General features: G+C 64.9%; 19 protein-coding genes. 10 read left to right on the top strand and 9 right to left on the bottom strand.

Features of this window, described 5'->3' with window-relative positions; translation table 11 throughout:
• Positions 1-115: 115 nt before the first annotated feature.
• Both C0099_RS05850 and C0099_RS05845 read left to right on the top strand, forming a co-directional pair.
• On the top strand, positions 116-355 hold the full coding sequence (locus C0099_RS05850; RefSeq protein ID WP_102246575.1) for a helix-turn-helix domain-containing protein: 240 nt from the start codon (positions 116-118) through the stop codon (positions 353-355).
• Position 356: 1 nt separating this feature from the next.
• On the top strand, positions 357-1,682 hold the full coding sequence (locus C0099_RS05845; protein ID WP_102246574.1) for a type II toxin-antitoxin system HipA family toxin: 1,326 nt from the start codon (positions 357-359) through the stop codon (positions 1,680-1,682).
• 250 nt (positions 1,683-1,932) lie between these two features.
• Here C0099_RS05845 and C0099_RS05840 read toward each other — a convergent pair whose 3' ends face one another.
• The 7 genes from C0099_RS05840 to C0099_RS05815 all read right to left on the bottom strand — a co-directional run bounded on the left by C0099_RS05840 (position 1,933) and on the right by C0099_RS05815 (position 8,457).
• Entirely contained in the window at positions 1,933-2,136 is a 204-nt protein-coding gene (locus tag C0099_RS05840; protein ID WP_102246573.1) for a cold-shock protein, read from the bottom strand.
• Positions 2,137-2,511: 375 nt separating this feature from the next.
• A complete protein-coding gene (locus C0099_RS15955) occupies positions 2,512-2,679 on the bottom strand; it encodes a hypothetical protein (protein ID WP_164084877.1) in 168 nt (55 codons plus the stop codon).
• A 23-nt stretch (positions 2,680-2,702) separates the two neighbouring features.
• Positions 2,703-3,950, bottom strand: a complete 1,248-nt coding sequence (locus C0099_RS05835; RefSeq protein ID WP_199797658.1) for an amidase — start codon at positions 3,948-3,950, stop codon at positions 2,703-2,705.
• Positions 3,951-4,042: 92 nt separating this feature from the next.
• Positions 4,043-5,395, bottom strand: coding sequence for a TRAP transporter large permease (locus C0099_RS05830; RefSeq protein ID WP_102246571.1), 1,353 nt, complete (start codon positions 5,393-5,395; stop codon positions 4,043-4,045).
• The gene (locus tag C0099_RS05825) at positions 5,392-6,021 is read right to left on the bottom strand and encodes a TRAP transporter small permease subunit (protein ID WP_102246570.1); all 630 of its coding nucleotides are present in this window, start codon (positions 6,019-6,021) and stop codon (positions 5,392-5,394) included. Before C0099_RS05825 ends, C0099_RS05830 begins: the two co-directional genes overlap by 4 nt.
• A 67-nt stretch (positions 6,022-6,088) precedes the next feature.
• On the bottom strand, positions 6,089-7,237 hold the full coding sequence (locus C0099_RS05820) for a TRAP transporter substrate-binding protein (RefSeq protein ID WP_102246569.1): 1,149 nt from the start codon (positions 7,235-7,237) through the stop codon (positions 6,089-6,091).
• 311 nt (positions 7,238-7,548) lie between these two features.
• Positions 7,549-8,457: a DMT family transporter gene (locus C0099_RS05815; RefSeq protein WP_102246568.1), complete on the bottom strand. Its 909-nt coding sequence runs from the start codon at positions 8,455-8,457 to the stop codon at positions 7,549-7,551.
• Positions 8,458-8,495: 38 nt separating this feature from the next.
• On the opposite strand from C0099_RS05815, the gene C0099_RS05810 reads away from it, so the two are divergent.
• Entirely contained in the window at positions 8,496-8,963 is a 468-nt protein-coding gene (locus tag C0099_RS05810) for a tellurite resistance TerB family protein (RefSeq protein WP_102246567.1), read from the top strand.
• Position 8,964: 1 nt separating this feature from the next.
• Here the strand turns inward: C0099_RS05810 and C0099_RS05805 are convergent, their stop codons facing one another.
• The gene (locus C0099_RS05805) at positions 8,965-9,171 is read right to left on the bottom strand and encodes a hypothetical protein (protein ID WP_102246566.1); all 207 of its coding nucleotides are present in this window, start codon (positions 9,169-9,171) and stop codon (positions 8,965-8,967) included.
• Positions 9,168-10,088 carry a LysR family transcriptional regulator gene (locus C0099_RS05800; protein WP_102246565.1) on the bottom strand — a complete coding sequence of 307 codons (921 nt, stop codon included), beginning with the start codon at positions 10,086-10,088 and terminating at the stop codon, positions 9,168-9,170. The genes C0099_RS05805 and C0099_RS05800 overlap by 4 nt, the downstream gene beginning before the upstream one ends.
• A gap of 128 nt (positions 10,089-10,216) precedes the next feature.
• Here C0099_RS05800 and gcl point away from each other — a divergent pair, with 128 nt between their 5' ends.
• The 7 genes from gcl (at position 10,217) to msrB (ending at position 16,964) form a co-directional block, all read left to right on the top strand.
• Positions 10,217-11,989: a glyoxylate carboligase gene (gene gcl / locus C0099_RS05795; protein ID WP_102246564.1), complete on the top strand. Its 1,773-nt coding sequence runs from the start codon at positions 10,217-10,219 to the stop codon at positions 11,987-11,989.
• 124 nt (positions 11,990-12,113) lie between these two features.
• Positions 12,114-12,893 (top strand): hydroxypyruvate isomerase, encoded by a 780-nt coding sequence (gene hyi, locus C0099_RS05790; protein WP_102246563.1) that lies wholly within the window; start codon positions 12,114-12,116, stop codon positions 12,891-12,893.
• 126 nt (positions 12,894-13,019) lie between these two features.
• Positions 13,020-14,279, top strand: coding sequence for a glycerate kinase type-2 family protein (locus tag C0099_RS05785; protein WP_102246562.1), 1,260 nt, complete (start codon positions 13,020-13,022; stop codon positions 14,277-14,279).
• A gap of 25 nt (positions 14,280-14,304) precedes the next feature.
• Positions 14,305-14,718, top strand: a complete 414-nt coding sequence (locus tag C0099_RS05780) for a GlcG/HbpS family heme-binding protein (protein WP_102246561.1) — start codon at positions 14,305-14,307, stop codon at positions 14,716-14,718.
• A 45-nt stretch (positions 14,719-14,763) separates the two neighbouring features.
• Positions 14,764-15,624: an HDOD domain-containing protein gene (locus C0099_RS05775; protein WP_102246560.1), complete on the top strand. Its 861-nt coding sequence runs from the start codon at positions 14,764-14,766 to the stop codon at positions 15,622-15,624.
• A gap of 204 nt (positions 15,625-15,828) precedes the next feature.
• Positions 15,829-16,449, top strand: a complete 621-nt coding sequence (gene msrA, locus C0099_RS05770) for a peptide-methionine (S)-S-oxide reductase MsrA (protein ID WP_102246559.1) — start codon at positions 15,829-15,831, stop codon at positions 16,447-16,449.
• Positions 16,450-16,469: 20 nt separating this feature from the next.
• Positions 16,470-16,964: a peptide-methionine (R)-S-oxide reductase MsrB gene (gene msrB / locus C0099_RS05765; RefSeq protein WP_102248398.1), complete on the top strand. Its 495-nt coding sequence runs from the start codon at positions 16,470-16,472 to the stop codon at positions 16,962-16,964.

Here is a 16,964-nt window from a genome sequence, read left to right as displayed (position 1 = left end):
ATCGACGCGACACCTGCAACGGCAGGCAAACCGCCAACGTACCGGGAATACAAATATATTGCGCTTATCGAATTTATCGATATAGTGAAAATATCGAAACCACCGATCGAACACGATGAGTGCACTTGCCACCGCAAAACAGGCGAGCCATCTGTTTGCAACCCGGCGCAAGGCGCTTCGGTTGTCACAAGCCGACGTGGCAACGCGGCTCGGCATCAGCCAGAGCCGTTATTCCGAACTCGAGGCCGCACCCGAGCGCATCACGCTGGATCGCTTGATTACGTTGACGGCCCTGCTGGGCCTCGAAATCGTCGTGCAGGACAAGCAGACGACATCTCGCAAGAGCGAGTGGTGACATGGGCCGCCGGTCACACGCCCGCGCGCTCAACGTCTGGATGAACGGCCAGCTCGTAGGCGAGTGGCGGCTACCAAGCCGCGGCCCGATGGAGCTTCTGTATCACGACGACTGGAAGCGATCACCGGAAACGCGTCCGCTGTCGCTGTCGCTGCCACTCACCCCCGACCCGTTACCCTTGCGCGGCGATGCCGTGCGCAACTACTTCGACAACCTGCTACCCGACAGCGATGGCATCCGCGCCCGCTTGCAGTCCCGCTTTCGCACCGCGAGCCGGGAAGCCTTCGACCTGCTCGAAGCAATCGGACGCGATTGCGTGGGCGCGGTGCAGCTCTTGCCGCAGGAGCGCGAGCCAGATGACGTACTCAGGATCGAAGCCGATCCGCTCGACGACGATGGAATCGAGCGCATCCTGAAGGCGACCGTCAGCGGCACGAACGCCCTGACCCGCGATGACGACGATTTCCGCATCTCGATCGCCGGCGCACAGGAGAAGACGGCGTTCACATGGCACCAAGGACGCTGGTGTCGTCCGCTGGGTTCAACCCCGACCACCCACATCTTCAAGCTGCCGCTGGGCCTCGTCGGCAACCGTCAGGCCGACATGCACACCTCGGTCGAGAACGAATGGCTGTGCGCACAGATCCTCGCCGGCTTCGGCCTACCCGTCGCAGCGTCTGAGATCGCGCGCTTCGGCGATCAAAAGGTCTTGGTAGTCGAGCGCTTCGACCGAAAGATCGCAGCGGGCGGCAACTACTGGCTACGTTTGCCGCAGGAGGACTTCTGCCAGGCAACCGGGTGTCCGCCCCAGCTCAAATACGAGGCCGATGGCGGCCCCGGCATCCTGGACATCGCACGCATCCTCGCCAACTCCGAGAAGCGCGAGGGCGACCTGCGGACGCTCTTGACCGCACAACTGCTGTTTTGGGCGTTGGCTGCGACCGACGGCCATGCCAAGAACTTCTCAATCTTCCTGCTGGCGGGCGGTCGCTACTGCATGACCCCGCTGTACGACGCGCTGTCGGCATGGCCTGTCACCGGCGACGGCGGCAATTTACTCGACTACCAGAAGCTCAAACTGGCGATGGCCGTGCGTGGGAAGAACCCGCACTATCGACTGCGCGACATCCAGCGACGGCACTTCTTGAGCACGGCCGTCAAATGCGGCCTTGGCGACGACATGCAACACGTCATCGACGACGTCGTCGATCGCTGCCCGGATGTCTTGAACGACGTCGCGCAACGACTGCCGAAAGGCTTCCCGGAACATGTGTTCTCTGCCGTCGCTGACGGGATGATCACTTCGATCAGGCGACTGAGCGACTAGCGCGACCGGTGCCCCACTGCGCGGCTTCTGAGCCACCTCCGTAAACGGCTCCTTTTCGCAGCGGGCCGAGGGTGCCGCACGGCTGCAAACCACCGCTCCGGTTCTTGCCACGAAACAGCGCATCACGTTCAGTCACGTGCCTGAGGGCCACGATCTCATCGTTGACCAGAGCAGAGCGAAGAGCAGGCAGCAGCGGAACGTAAAAAAGCCCGGTCACCCGGGCTTTTGTGCATCCTGCTACGCGCTGAACTCAGGCGGGCTGGATGTTTGCTGCTTGCTTGCCTTTCGGGCCATTGACGACGTCGAAAGACACCGCCTGATTTTCTGCGAGGCTCTTGAAGCCACCGCCCTGGATCGCGGAGAAGTGCGCGAAAAGGTCGTCACCGCCATCAGACGGGGTGATGAAACCAAAACCTTTTGCGTCGTTGAACCACTTTACGGTACCTGTTGCCATGATTGCTTCCTTGCAATGATTGGTGATGGACGAAATGTCCGATAACGAGGATCAAGGCGAGAAGCTGACTAACCAAGTTGCCGTTTTGAGGCTGCTTCGCTGCTGCTACTGACGTTCTTCATACACCCGCTGCGCGCAGTATCCCGGCACGGCGGAGCAATAGCAAGAACTATCTGAAAATAAATAAAAACTGGAACTGACGTATCCCGAAAAAACGGCCAACACCGGGGAGGATCGCACCAGCGCCCTTTCAGGCCTGTGGCGCGCCTTGAACCCCCTTGAACCCTATTCGCCCATCCGCCACATGTAAAAAGCCGCCGATCCTCACCGGATCGGCGGCTTCTGTCTTGTCCGCGCCGCTCAGGCTGAACGCAACTATTCTTCCTTCTTTTTCATCGACTCGTAGAACTCGACCGCAGCCAGACCGATGCCGATCAGCACGACGACGATCAGCGACACCTCCTTGATCTGGATGATGGGAGGCAGCAGAAATCCGATCAGCAGGGCAAGCCCCACGATGCCGGCAATCAGTTTGTACAGCATGTCAGGTTCTCCTCGTTGGCCGATCAGGCGAGAGTGGTCAGCAACCAGCGCGCGGTGCGCAGCAGGCGCGCGTCGTCGCCGACGCGACCGACCAGTTGCACGCCTACCGGCAGTCCATTGCCGGTTGTGAGCAGCGGCAGGTTGATCGCCGGCATGCCGCAGAAGGTCCACAAGGTGCAAAACTGCGGACTGCCGGTGGAGTCCAGCCCATGCGGGGCAGGCCCCTGCGCCGACGGCGTGATGATGGCGTCGAAACGATCGAAGACTTCGTCGAGCGATTCGGTGATGGGTTCGATACGCGCAGCCGCGCGACGATAGTCGACGACGCTCACCGCCCGCCCACGTTCGATCTGCTCGCGCAGGCTTTTCGACATGCGTTCCTTGCCGCGCTCGTAGTCGCTCTCGTAGCTGGCCGCGATATCCGCTTCCATGATGGTCTTGTGCCACTCGAGTACCTGCACCGAGGAGTCGGGCATTTCGAACTCGCCGATACGATCGGACAGATGATCGATCAGCTCGCTAAAGCCTTCCCGTGCATCCGCGTCGAGTTCGTCCCACCACGGCGTGCGCACCAGCGAGAGCGTGGGTGGCAACGGCGGCTCTTCCTCGCATACGCGCAACAGCGGCAACGTGCTGCGCGGGCGCATGCCCTTCTGATGCTCGTCGTAGGTCGACAAGGTTTCGCCGAGCAGCGCCAGATCCTCGACCGTGCGCGCAAAGCAGCCCGGCTGGTCGAGCAGTTCCGACTGCGCGAGGATGCCGCGGCATGACACCGTGCCGCGTGTCGGCTTGAAACCGAACACGCCGCAGTAGGCCGCCGGACGGATCACCGAGCCGTTGGTCTGCGTGCCCACCGCCAGTGGCACCATGCCTGCGGCCACTGCCGCAGCCGACCCGCTCGACGAGCCACCCGGCGTGTGCTCGGGATTGTGCGGATTGCGCGTCTTGCCCGGCGCATAGGTGGCCATTTCGGTGGTCACGGTCTTGCCCAGGATGATGGCGCCGGCCGCACGCAAGGCATCGACGATCTTGGCGTCCTGCCAGGGCCTGCGCCCCGAATGCAGCACCGTGCCGTCCTCGGTGGGCATGTCGAGGGTATCGATGATGTCCTTGATACCCACCGGCACGCCGTGCAAGGGTCCCGTGGGTTTGCCCTCGGAACGACGCTTGTCCGCTTCGCGCGCCTGGGTCAGCGCGTGCTCGGGATCGAGGTGTGCCCAGGCCTGCACCTCGGGTTCGCGCGCCTCGATCTGCGCGAGACACGCTTTCACCACGTCCTCCGAACTGAACACGCCGTCACGAATCCCCTGTGCAGCCTGACGGGCGGTCAACCAGTTGAGTCCTTCCATATCGTTGCTGAGCCTCAATTTCCGTAAAACAGGTCCGGCAACCAGTACACCAGCTGCGGGAAGATATAAACCAGCGCCATCGACAGGAACACCAGCATCAGGAACGGCATGCAGCCCTTGAAGATTTCGACCAGTTCGATGCTCCCCCTGGGCACCACCCCTTTGAGGTAGTAAGCGGCCATCGCCATGGGTGGTGTCAGGAACGATGTCTGCAGGTTCAGCGCGATGAGGATACCGAAGAACAGCGGATCGACATCGAAGTGCGGCAGTAGCGGGAGGAAGATCGGAACGAAGATGATGATGATCTCGCTCCATTCCAGCGGCCAGCCGAGGATGAAGATAATGAGCTGGGCCAGCAGCAGGAAGGTAATGGTGTTCAGGTCCAGCCCCAGCACGAACTCCTTGATCAGGTGCTCGCCACCCAGGTAGGAGAACACCGACGAGAAGGTCCAGGAGCCGACGAACAGCCAGCACACCATCGCCGTCGTGCGCGCGGTCAGGAACACCGCTTCCTTGAGCCGGTTCCAGGTCATCGCCCGGTAGGCGGCGGCCAGCAGCGCCGCACCCGCCGCGCCAATCGCAGCCGCCTCGGTCGGCGTCGCCAACCCGAACAGGATGGAACCCAGCACCGCGAGGATCAGCGTCGCCAGCGGCACCACCGCCTGCAACATCAGCAAGATGACCTGCAACACGGACACCCCTTCCGTCTGCTCACGCGTGAGCTTGGGCGCCAGTGAAGGGTTGATCAGCACCCGCGAGATGATGTAGGCCCCGTACAGGCTCGCGAGCAGCATGCCCGGAATCAGCGCGGCCGCGTACAGCTTGACGACCGAAACGCCAGCGGTCGCGCTGTAGACGATGAGCATGATGGAAGGCGGAATCAGGATGCCCAGCGTACCGCCGGCAGCGATGACACCTGCAGACAACCTCTTGTCGTAGCCGGCCTTGATCATCGCCGGAAAGGCGAGCAGACCCATCAGCGTCACCACTGCACCGACGATACCGGTCGCCGTGGCGAACATCGCGCAGGTCGCCAGCGCGGCGATCGCCATCGAGCCGGGCACGAAGCGAAAAGCCAGCTGCAGGCTGAAGAACAGGCGGTCGAGGATGTTCGCCCGTTCCACCATGTAGCCCATGAACAAAAACAACGGTATCGCCGTGAGCACGTCGTTGTTCATGACGCTGAAGGTGTTCTGCGTGAGCAGGTAGAACACCCGGTTGTCGAAAAAGGCCTGGTCCGGCGTGAAATAGGCGTAATAGCCGAATCCCACACCCATCGCGATCAGTGTGAAGGCGATCGGAAAGCCGAGCAGGATGATGAAAATGAACGCCCCCAACATCAGGATGGCGACTTGGGGATCGGTCATTTGGCAGCTCCCGTGCTGTCATGAAGCCGGGTCTCACCCGCTTCGATTTCCTGTCCATGCTCACGCGCCTGCTGGAGTACGGTCGCTTCCAGTTCCTCCACGTCGTGCAGCCGCTCGGGCCAGGCGCCGGTCTTGAGACACACGATGCAGCGCAACACCTCGGCGATGCCCTGCAGGAACAGCAACGCGGCGGCAGCCGGAATCACCATCTTGAGCTGCCAGATGGGCACGCTCACCGGGCTGTAGACACTGCGCTCGACGATGCGCAGCGACTCCACCCCGTAGGCCCAGCCCGACAGGCACAGCGCCGTCACGCCGGGGAAGAAGAAGAGGATGTAGAGCACCAGTTCGAGACCGCCCTGAACGCGCGGTGGCATCAGGCGATAGAACACGTCGCCACGCACATGGGCGCCGCGCGACAGTGCATAGGCGCCGGCCATCATGAACAGGGCGCCGTAGAGCATGTAGCTCAGGTCGTAGGACCAGCTTGTCGGGTCGTTGAGAACGTACCGGACGAAAACTTCAAAGGAGGTGCCCAGCGTCAGGACGACGATGCACCATGCGAAGGCATGACCGACCGACTTGGAAATCTGGTCGATGCCATGCAGCAGGGTCTGGATCAACATTCAGTGCCGCTCCGGGAGACACGGCGACAGGCCGGAGCCCGTCGCCGTGTTGATGCGAGGTGCCCGATCAGAAGCCGAGCTTGCCGAAGATGTGCTCGTAAGCGGCCTTGTAGTCGGCGTTGTTGAAGAAGTGGTAGTAGCCGACACGCTCTGCCCAGTTCTTCTGCGACTCCCAGACCTTGGCGAAGAACGGATCCTCGGCGACGAGCTTGGCCGTCACCGTATCCCAGGCCTTGATCTGCGCATCGAAGATTTCCTGCGGCGTGCGGATGATGTTGACCTTGTCCTCGTCGCGCAACTTCACGAGGTCGGACGAGTACAGATCCATCGCCAGCGCATAGTTGGCGGTGGAAGCCGCTTCGGCGCCGTACTTCAGGATGGCCTTCAGGTCGTTCGGGAGCGCCTCGTACTTCTTCTTGTTGAAGAGGATCTCGAAGAACTCCATGGACTGGTGATAGCTGCCCATCATGTAGTTCTTGGCCACGTCCTGGGCGCCGAAACGACGGTCCGAGGTCGGGTTGTTGAACTCGAAGGCATCGATCACGCCGCGCTCCATGGCCGGCACGATCTCGCCACCCGGCAGCTGGGTCACACGCATGCCCAGTTCCTGCATCAGGTCGGCGGCCAGGCCCACGGTGCGGTACTTGAAGCCGTCCAGGTCGGCGGCCGACTTGACCGGATTCTTGAACCAGCCCAGCGGCTGGGTGGGCATCGGCATCGCGAAGAAGCCGACCACGTCCAGCCCGAGCTTCTTGACCAGCTCGTTGTAGAAGACCGTGCCTTCCTTGTGGATCCACGCCAGCGTCTGCGCGGCATCGCAGCCGCTGACCGGGCCGGAACCGAAGAGCGAGGCGACCTTGCTCTTGCCGTACCAGTACACGGCAACCTGGTGACCGGCGTCGATCACGCCCTTGGAGGTCGCGTCCATGACCTCGAACGGCTTGACCACCGAGCCGCCCACCAGATAGTCGATGCGCATGCGGCCTTCGGCCATTTCATTGACGCGCTTGACGTACTCCTCGGCCATCTCGTTGAAGACGTCCTTCGCGCCCCACGCACCCTGCATCTTGAGCACGATGGGCGACTGCGCCACCGAGATCATCGGAAAACCGGTGATCGCCGCGCCGGCCGCACCAACCGAGGCCGTCGTAAGGAACTTGCGACGCGACGGCTTGCTGACGGCTGCGGACTCGCTTTTCTTGACTTCGTTCTCCATGGATTCACTCCTCCTTTTAGGTACCGCGAACAGTGCTACGGTCATCAATCGCCCCGACCTGACGTCGGAACGCCTGATTCTGCGGACGTCTCGCCCGAGTGGATGCGGCTGCGGTCTTGGTCCGCGACCTCGTCCTGCCGAGGCGATGATCCGGTCAGCGTAGCGTACCCACCGGACCTCCGACCCGTGCAGCGTATTCCCGCGCCATGTCCTGAAACAATTGTGGATATCGCGGACAGCGCACGAAGCGTAATTGCGGTTCATCGAACGCCGCACGGTCATCGCGGCGTCCCGCGAATGCACCGTGGGCGTCAACGCTCCTGCCGGGCGCGACGTGCAGGCGTCGCCCGCAGCACCAGCCAGCTCAGCAGCGCCAGAGCGGCCGCGATCAGCATCATCCCGCCGCCTTCGGCCAGGCTCGGGCGCTCGCCCAGCTCCAGCCAGGCCGAGAGCACGCCCACCGCCGGCACTGCCAGCGACGACAGCCCGGCCACGCCGGCCGGCAGACGGTCGAGCACAAACAGCCACAGCAGCCAGGCCAGCGCCGTGGCGAGAATCGCGTTGTAGGCCAGGGCACCGAAGAAATACGGCGTCGGTTCGATGGGGCGTGACGGCAACAGCCAGGCGAACACCGCCAGCACGATCGCGCCGAAGAGCATCTGCCAGGCGGTCAGCGAGACCAGTTCGAGGCGCACCCGCGCGCGCAGGCGCTTGGCGTAGATCGCGGCCGAGGCCCATACGACGCTTGCCAGCAGCGCAATCGCGTTCGACATGAGACTCGCCTGCACGCTCCACGGCTCGAGCACGAACACCAGCCCCAGCGCCGCCATCGCCACCGCCACCCATTGCAGGCCGCGCACGCGCTCGCCGAGAAAGGCCCAGGCCATCGGCAGCAGCCAGAACGGCATCACGTACACCAGCACCGCCGTCTTGCCCGCGCCGCCGTGCACCAGCGCGAGCTGGATCAGCACACTGAAGGCGCCGCACTGCAACAGGCCGAGCACGATCGTCGGCCCCAGCGCGACGGGCCGCAGCGGCATGCGCCGCAGCAGCATCAGCGCGAACAGCGCGACCGTGCCGAAGATCACCCGCAGCGCCGTGAAGTCGACCGGATCGGCGAACTGCAGTACCTTCTTCATCACGACCCAGTTGTAGCCCCAGATCAGCGACAGCAGCACGAAGGCCGCCAGCGCCGGCCAGGCGCGACGCGACTCGCTCATCGTCCGCTCACCGATTCGACTCCTGCCCTGCGAAATCCATGCTCAAAACCCTCAAGGATCTTTTCGACAACGCACTCGACCCCGGCATGAACCTGCCCAGCGAGCGCGGCGAACACAGCCTGCAACTGGCAACGGCCGTGCTGCTGGTGGAAGTCATGCGCGCCGACACCGAACTGCGCGAGGATGAACGCGAGGCGGCCATCGCCGCGCTGCGCGAGAAGTTCGACCTCGCCGACGACGAGGTCGCGCGCCTGATGGAACTGGCCCACGAGACCTCGGAGGACGCCTACGACTATCACCGCTTCACCTCCGAAATCGTTCGCCGCTGCGACATGGCGCGCCGGGTGCGCATCATCGAATACATGTGGCAGGTGGCCTGGGCCGACGGCCACCTGTCCGCGCACGAGAATCACCTGATGCGCAAGGTCGCCAGCCTGCTGTACATCTCGCACGCCGACTACGTCGGCGCCAAGATGCGCGCCAAGGCCGCTGCCGGCGCGGCCTGAATCAGTCGGGCTCGCGCCACAAGCGCCACACGATCAACGCGCTGACACTGGCGTTGGCAACGAGCAGCGCACTGAGCAGCACCGCCACCGCGACGGCCGGCTCGGCCTGCGTGAGCACCAGTGCGAACACGCCCGACAAGACCTGCAGCGCGACGAGCAGCCAGAACAGCGGATGACGCGGACGGACCAGACGGCTCGAGCTCCTCACGGCAGGGCAGCCTCCCCCTCCCAGTAGCCGGGCGCATTGTAGATGTTTCGCAGGTGCTCGATGAAGAAGCGCACCTTGGCCGGCAGGTAGCGCTGCTGCGGATACACGGCCTGGATGTCGTAATTGGGCATCGCATACTCGTCGAGCACGGTCACCAGCTCGCCACGCTTGAGTTCGGCCTGGATCTCCCACATCGAGCGCCAGCCCACGCCCAGACCCTGCTTGACCCAGTCGAACAGCAGCTCGCCGTCGTTGCAGTCCAGGTCACCCGAGACCTTCACCGCCACCAGCTTGCCCTCGCGCAGGAAGGTCCAGCCGCGCTGCTGGCCGCCTTGCAGGTTGAAGGCCAGGCAGTTGTGATGGGCCAGATCCTCGACGCGTTGCGGCTTGCCGTGACGCGCGAAGTAGTCCGGCGTGGCGCAGATCACGCGGCGGTTCGGAAACAGCCGGATCGCCACGTAGTTCGGATCGGTAACCTCGCCGATGCGAATCGCCATGTCGTAGCCCTCGCGCACCAGGTCGGCGACGCTGTCGGTCAGGTTGAACGACAGCTTGAGATCGGGGAAGCGCGCGCGAAAGGCCGGCGCGTGCGGCGCAACGTGGCGCCTTCCGAAGGCCGCCGGCGCCGACACCACGAGGTGACCGCGCACGGTCTTGCGATCGGCCGTGATGCTCGCTTCGGCCTCGTCGAACTCGCGCAGCAGGGCGCGCGCGCGCTCGAGAAACTGTTCGCCCAGATCGGTCAGCGACAGGCCGCGCGTGGAACGGTGCATCAGCTTCACGCCCAGGCGCCCCTCGAGCGCGTCGAGGCGTCGCCCCATGACCACGGGGGTGACACCCTCGACCACCGAGGCGGCCGCGAAGGTGCCCTTCTCCGCCACCAGAACGAAGCTGCGGATCTCGGTATAGCGATCCACCCGATACTCCTGATATCGACAGTCTTGAATTATGCGGCAGTTGCGAAGCGCCAGCCAAGCTTCTATCCTTGCCGGATTCGCCAAGAATTCAAACCCTTTCCCGACATTTCCCCTATAAGGAGTTGCACATGGCCCGCATGAGAGCCGTAGACGCTGCTATTGCAGTACTGCGCAAGGAAGGCATCGACACCGCGTTCGGTATTCCCGGCGCCGCGATCAACCCGCTGTACTCGGCGATGCGCAAGGATGGCAGCATCCGCCACATCCTCGGCCGCCACGTCGAGGCCGCCTCGCACATGGCCGAGGGCTACACGCGCACCAATCCGGGCAACATCGGCGTGTGCATCGGCACCTCGGGGCCGGCCGGCACCGACATGATCACCGGCCTGTACTCCGCGTCGGCCGACTCCATCCCCATCCTGTGCATCACCGGTCAGGCTCCGCTGGCCCGCCTGTACAAGGAAGACTTCCAGGCCGTCGACATCGAGTCGATCGCCAAGCCGGTCACCAAGTGGGCCGTCACCGTGCGTGAAGCCGCGCTGGTGCCGCGCGTGTTCCAGCAGGCCTTCCACGTGATGCGCTCGGGCCGTCCCGGTCCGGTACTCATCGACCTGCCGCTGGACGTGCAGCTGGCCGAGATCGAATTCGATATCGACACCTACGAGCCGCTGCCGGTGTACAAGCCCGCAGCCACCCGCGCCCAGGCCGAAAAGGCGCTGGCGATGCTCAACGAAGCCGAGCGTCCGCTGATCGTCTCCGGCGGTGGCGTGATCAACGCCGACGCTTCCGAACTGCTGGTCGAGTTCGCCGAGCTGACCGGCATTCCGGTCATCCCGACCCTGATGGGCTGGGGCACCATCCCCGACGACCACAAGCTGATGGCCGGCATGGTCGGTCTGCAGACCTCGCACCGCTACGGCAACGCCACGATGCTGGCCTCGGACTTCGTGCTCGGCATCGGCAACCGCTGGGCCAACCGTCACACCGGCTCCATCCCGGTCTTCACCAAGGACCGCAAGTTCGTGCATGTCGATATCGAACCGACCCAGATCGGCCGCGTGTTCGGCCCGGACTTCGGTATTGCCTCGTGCGCCAAGGCCGCACTCGAGCAGTTCATCGCCGTGGCCAAGGACATGAAGGCCGCCGGCAAGCTCAAGGACCGTACGGCCTGGGCCTCCGAGTGCCTGGAGCGCAAGCGCGACGTCGGCATGCAGCGCAAGACCAACTTCGACGACGTGCCGATGAAGCCGCAGCGCGTCTATCAGGAGATGAACCAGGTCTTCGGCAAGGACACCTGCTACGTCACCACCATTGGCCTGTCGCAGATCGCCGCTGCCCAGCATCTGCACGTGTACAAGCCGCGCCACTGGATCAACTGCGGCCAGGCCGGCCCGCTGGGCTGGACCATTCCGGCCGCGCTGGGCGTGGTCGCCGCCGACCCCAAGCGTGAAGTCGTCGGCATCTCGGGTGACTACGACTTCCAGTTCCTGATCGAGGAGCTGGCCGTGGGTGCGCAGTTCAAGCTGCCCTACATCCACATTCTGGTGAACAACTCCTACCTCGGCCTGATCCGCCAGGCGCAGCGTGGTTTCGAGATGGACTTCTGCGTGCAGCTGTCCTTCGACAACATCAACGCACCTGAACTGGCCGGCTACGGCGTCGATCACGTCGCCGTGGTCGAGGGCCTGGGCGTCAAGGCGATCCGCGTGCGCGAACCCAAGGAGTTCGCCCCCGCGGTCGAGCAGGCGCGCAAGTGGATGAAGGAACATCAGGTACCGGTCGTCATCGAGGTCATCCTCGAGCGCGTGACCAACATCCCGATGGGCACCGAGATCGACGGCGTCAACGAGTTCGAGCCGGTCGCAGAGACCGCCGAGGACGCACCGACCGCCAACGCGTAATCGCACCCGCGCCCCGCTCGCGGGGCGCTTCGCCCGTCAGGGCGAGAGAAGGATGGACTCCGCGTAACAACGGTGATCCATCCTTTTCACTTTCCCGAAACGCACAAGAACACGGAGAACCGCAATGCCGAAATTCGCTGCCAACCTCACCATGCTCTACAACGAAGTCGATTTCATGGATCGCTTCAAGGCCGCCGCCGACGACGGCTTCAAGGGCGTCGAGTACCTCTTCCCCTACCCCTACGCGGCTGCCGACCTGGCCGCCAAGCTCAAGGAACACGGCCTGACCCAGGTACTGCACAACCTGCCGGCCGGTGACTGGGGCGCGGGCGAGCGCGGCATCGCGTGCCATCCGGATCGCGTCGAGGAGTTCAAGAAGGGCGTGGACCAGGCCATCGAGTACGCCACGGCGCTGGGCTGCAAGCAGGTCAACTGCCTCGCCGGCAAGGTGCCCGAGGGCGTCAGCCAGGAACAGGCGCACGCGACCTTCGTGTCCAACCTCAAGTTCGCCGCCGACAAGCTCAAGGCCGCCGGCATCCGCCTGCTGATCGAGCCCATCAACACCTTCGACATCCCGGGCTTCTTCCTGTGCTACACCGCCCAGGCCGCCGCGATTCTCGACGAAGTGGGTTCGGACAACCTGTTCATCCAGTACGACATCTACCATGCCCAGCGCATGGAGGGTGAGCTGACCAACACCTTCAAGGCGCATCAGGCGCGCATCGCCCACGTGCAGCTGGCCGACAACCCCGGCCGCAACGAACCGGGCACCGGCGAGATCAACTACGCCTTCCTGTTCAAGGCCCTCGACGGCGCCGGCTACGACGGCTGGATCGGCTGCGAGTACAAGCCGGCCGGCAACACCTCGGCCGGCATGGGCTGGCGCGAAGCGCTCACCAAGTAAGCCGTTCCAGGCGCACCGACGCGGCGGCGCTCTCCGCGCCGGCCCGCGCCGTGCAACAATCCCGACACGCGCCGCGCCACAAGCCGGCGCGTGTCGTACGTTCAACGCCCCCAGGAATCTCCGACCATGTCCGATCCCCGTCAGTTGCTGCGCCAGATGTTCGACGCGGCCATCCTCGCCGCCCAGCCCGAGCACTGCATCCCGCGTTTCCTGCCCGAGCCGCCGCGCGGGCGCACCATCGTCATCGGCGCCGGCAAGGCCTCGGCCGAGATGGCGCGCGCGCTCGAAAAGCACTGGCCGGGCGAACTCTCCGGCGTGGTCGTCACGCGCTACGGCTATGCCGTGCCGTGCCGGAAAGTGGAAATCCTCGAGGCCGCCCACCCGGTGCCCGACCAGGCCGGGCTGGACGCCTCGCGCCGCATTCTGGAGACCGTGCAGGGGCTGACCGAGGACGATCTGGTGATCTGCCTGATCTCGGGCGGTGGCTCGGCCCTGCTGCCCTTGCCGGGCGAAGGCATCACGCTCGAGGACAAGCAGGCCATCAACCGCGCCCTGCTGCGCTCGGGCGCCAACATCTCCGAGATGAACTGCGTGCGTCGCCATCTCTCGCAGATCAAGGGCGGACGCCTGGCCGCGGCCTGTCATCCGGCACGCGTCGTAAACCTGCTGATCTCCGACGTTCCGGGCGACAATCCCATGGACATCGCCTCCGGCCCCACCGTGCCGGACCCCACGACGCGCGAGGACGCGCGTGACATCCTGCGCCGCTATGGCATCGACGTGCCTGCCGCCGCGATGCGCTATCTGGATTCGGACGCTGGCGAGAGCGTCAAGCCGGGCGATGCGCGTCTGGCCGGCAATGTCACGCATCTCATCGCGACACCGCAAATGGCACTGGAAGCGGCGGCCGAAGTGGCCCGCAAGGCCGGCATCACCCCGGTGATCCTCGGCGACACCATCGAGGGCGAGGCCAAGGACGTCGGCAAGGTCTTCGCCGGCATCACCCACCAGGTGGCCACGCGCGAACAGCCGTTCACGCGCCCGTGCGTGATCCTGTCGGGCGGCGAGACCACCGTCACCGTCAAGGGCGAAGGTCGTGGCGGGCGCAACGTAGAATTCCTGCTCTCGCTCGCCATCGAGCTCGACGGCATGGAAGAGGTGTACGCGCTCGCCGGCGACACCGACGGCGTCGACGGGCTCGAGGAGATCGCCGGCGCCATCGCCACGCCGGACACACTAGCGCGCGCCTGGAAGATGGGCATGCGCCCGCGCGACGCACTCGCCGAGAACGACGGCCATGGCTTCTTCGAGAAGCTCGGCGACTCCGTCGTCACCGGTCCGACGCTGACCAACGTCAACGATTTTCGTGCGATCCTCTTGCCCTGACACCCAGCCGCCCGGAGCCCGCCCGATGAAGACGCGCCAGATCCTCTCCCTCGAAGACGCCCGCACGATCGCCGCCGCCGCCGAGGCCGAGGCCGTTCGCAATGGCTGGAACGTCGTCATCGCCGTGGCCGACCACGGCGGACACCTGATGTGGCTGCAACGCCTGGACGAGGCACCGCTGATGAGCATCACCGTCGCGCCCGAGAAGGCGCGCGCCTGCGTGCACGCGCGCCGCTCCAGCAAGCTGCTCGAAGACATGGTCAATGGCGGGCGCACCGCCGGCCTGCATCTGCCGGTACAGTGCATCGAGGGGGGCGAGATGATCATCGTCGACGGCGAGCTGGTGGGCGCCGTAGGTGTGTCCGGCGTCAAGCCCTTCGAGGACGCGCAGATTGCACGCGCCGGCATCGAGGCCCTCGGCGCGCGCTGCGAATTCTGAGTACCCCACAACCAGCCGCGGCACACGCGCCGCACCGGAGTTTTCATGCACGACTTCGATTCGCAGTTGCGCGCCTTCGGTGAGCGCATCGAGCGCGAGATGCTCGAAGGGCAGCTGAACTTCCCCACCGTGCTCGATTTGTCGGTGCGCATCAAGACCATCGCCGACGACCCGGACTCCTCTCTCGACGACATCGCGGTCGTCGTGCGCGCCGAGCCGGTGCTCGCGGCCAAGGCCGTACGCATGGCCAACTCCGTCGTGATGAACCCCTATGGCAACCCGGTCACCGGGGTCAACGACGCGGTGCGCCGCATCGGGCTCGACTCCCTGCGCTGCCTGGCCTTCGCGGTGGCCGCCGAACAGGTGGCGCAGGATTTCCGCTCGCACACCATGAAGCTCATCGCCACCGGGCTGTGGATGCATTCGGTCGACGTCGCCTGCTGGTCGCACGTGATCGCACGCGAGACGCGCGCCGCCAATCCGGACACCGCGATGTTTGCCGGCATGATGGTCGACATCGGCCAGTTCTTCCTGCTCGCGCGCGCCGGCGAATACCCCGCGCTGGAACAGGACATGGACCGCTTCGCCGAATTCGTCAGCACCTGGCATGCGCCGGTCGGCCGCGCCATCCTCGAGGTCTTCGGCATGCCCGAGACCATCCTCGACGCATTCCGCCAGGAAGACCCGCTGATCGAGGCCTGGCCACCCACCTCACTCACCCATACGCTGCAGATCGCCCGCGTCGCGACCGAGTCGCCCAACCCCTTCGACAGCCTGCTCGGCCGCGGCAGCCCCAGCCTCACCGACGCGCTCGCCGGCAGTGCCACCGAACCCGAAGCGCTGCAACAGATGCTCGCCGAAGTCGACTCCGGCCGACGCGAACTGCTCGCATCGCTCAACGGCTGAGCGTCGACGACCCGCAAGCCGACTCCCCGTCGGCACACCGCGCCCGCCCTTCCCCGTCCTGCCCCAGCTTTCAGCGACACGCCTCGCTGTAAGGTCCGCGACCTTCGCACGACCAAGGCACACGATCGCCGTGTTCCGGGTCGTGCGCGAACTCGCTCGCCGCCCTTCGCTCTAACTCCGTCATTGAACGGTAAGGATTACGCCATGAAGTACGCCATCGCTCTGCTCGCCCGCACCGCCGTCACCGTTTTCGCCCTGGCAACCTTGCCGCTGCACGCCGAACAGGCACCCGCGGACGGACACGCCGTCGCCACCTTCGCCGGCGGCTGCTTCTGGTGCATGGAACCGCCCTACGACGAGCTCGAGGGCGTGATCTCGACGACCTCGGGCTACACCGACGGCCACACCGAAAACCCGACCTACAAGCAGGTCACCAGCGGACGCACCGGACACACCGAGGCCGTGCAGGTGGTCTATGACCCGGCAAAGGTCAGCTTCGAGAAGCTCGTAGAAGTGTTCTGGCGCAACATCGACCCGACCGACATCAAGGGCCAGTTCTGCGATCGCGGCAGCCAGTACCGCCCGACGCTGTTCTACCACGACGCGGCACAGCGCGAGATCGCCGAACGCTCCAGGACCGCGCTGGAACGCAGCAAGCCGTTCGACGCCGAAATCAACACACCCATCGTCGCCGCCAGCACCTTCTACGCGGCTGAGGAATACCACCAGGACTACTACGTGAAGAACCCGATCCGCTACAAGTACTACCGCAACGGCTGCGGGCGCGACCGGCGCCTGGAGCAACTGTGGGGCGCGAGCCGCTGACCCGCGACGGAGGAACCGACATGAAACGACGCACATTTCTCAACGGGCTGGCCGGCTTCGCCGCCGTCCCGTTCCTGCCCGCCGCCCATGCGGCCACCGAGGGAGGCACGACGACGATGATCGACAAGCTCGAACTGAGCGACGACGAGTGGAAGAAACGGCTCACCGCGGATCAGTACCGCATCCTGCGCCGTGAAGGCACCGAGGCGCCGTTCACGAGCCCGCTCAACGACGAGAAGCGAGCCGGCACCTACCATTGCGCCGGCTGCGACCTGCCGCTGTTCACGTCCGACATGAAATTCGACAGCGGTACCGGCTGGCCCAGCTTCTACACGCATCTGCCCGACGCTTTCGGCACCAAGCGCGACTTCAAGCTGCTGTGGCCGCGCACCGAATACCATTGCGCGCGCTGCGGCGGCCACCACGGCCACGTCTTCAACGACGGCCCGCCCCCCACCGGCGAACGCTGGTGCAACAACGGCCTGGCGCTGCGCTTCGAGCCGGCGGCCGGCTGA

The sequence above is a fragment of the Pseudazoarcus pumilus genome (assembly GCF_002872475.1).
GTDB lineage: Bacteria > Pseudomonadota > Gammaproteobacteria > Burkholderiales > Rhodocyclaceae > Pseudazoarcus > Pseudazoarcus pumilus.
This window is presented reverse-complemented; position numbering and strand designations above follow the sequence as displayed.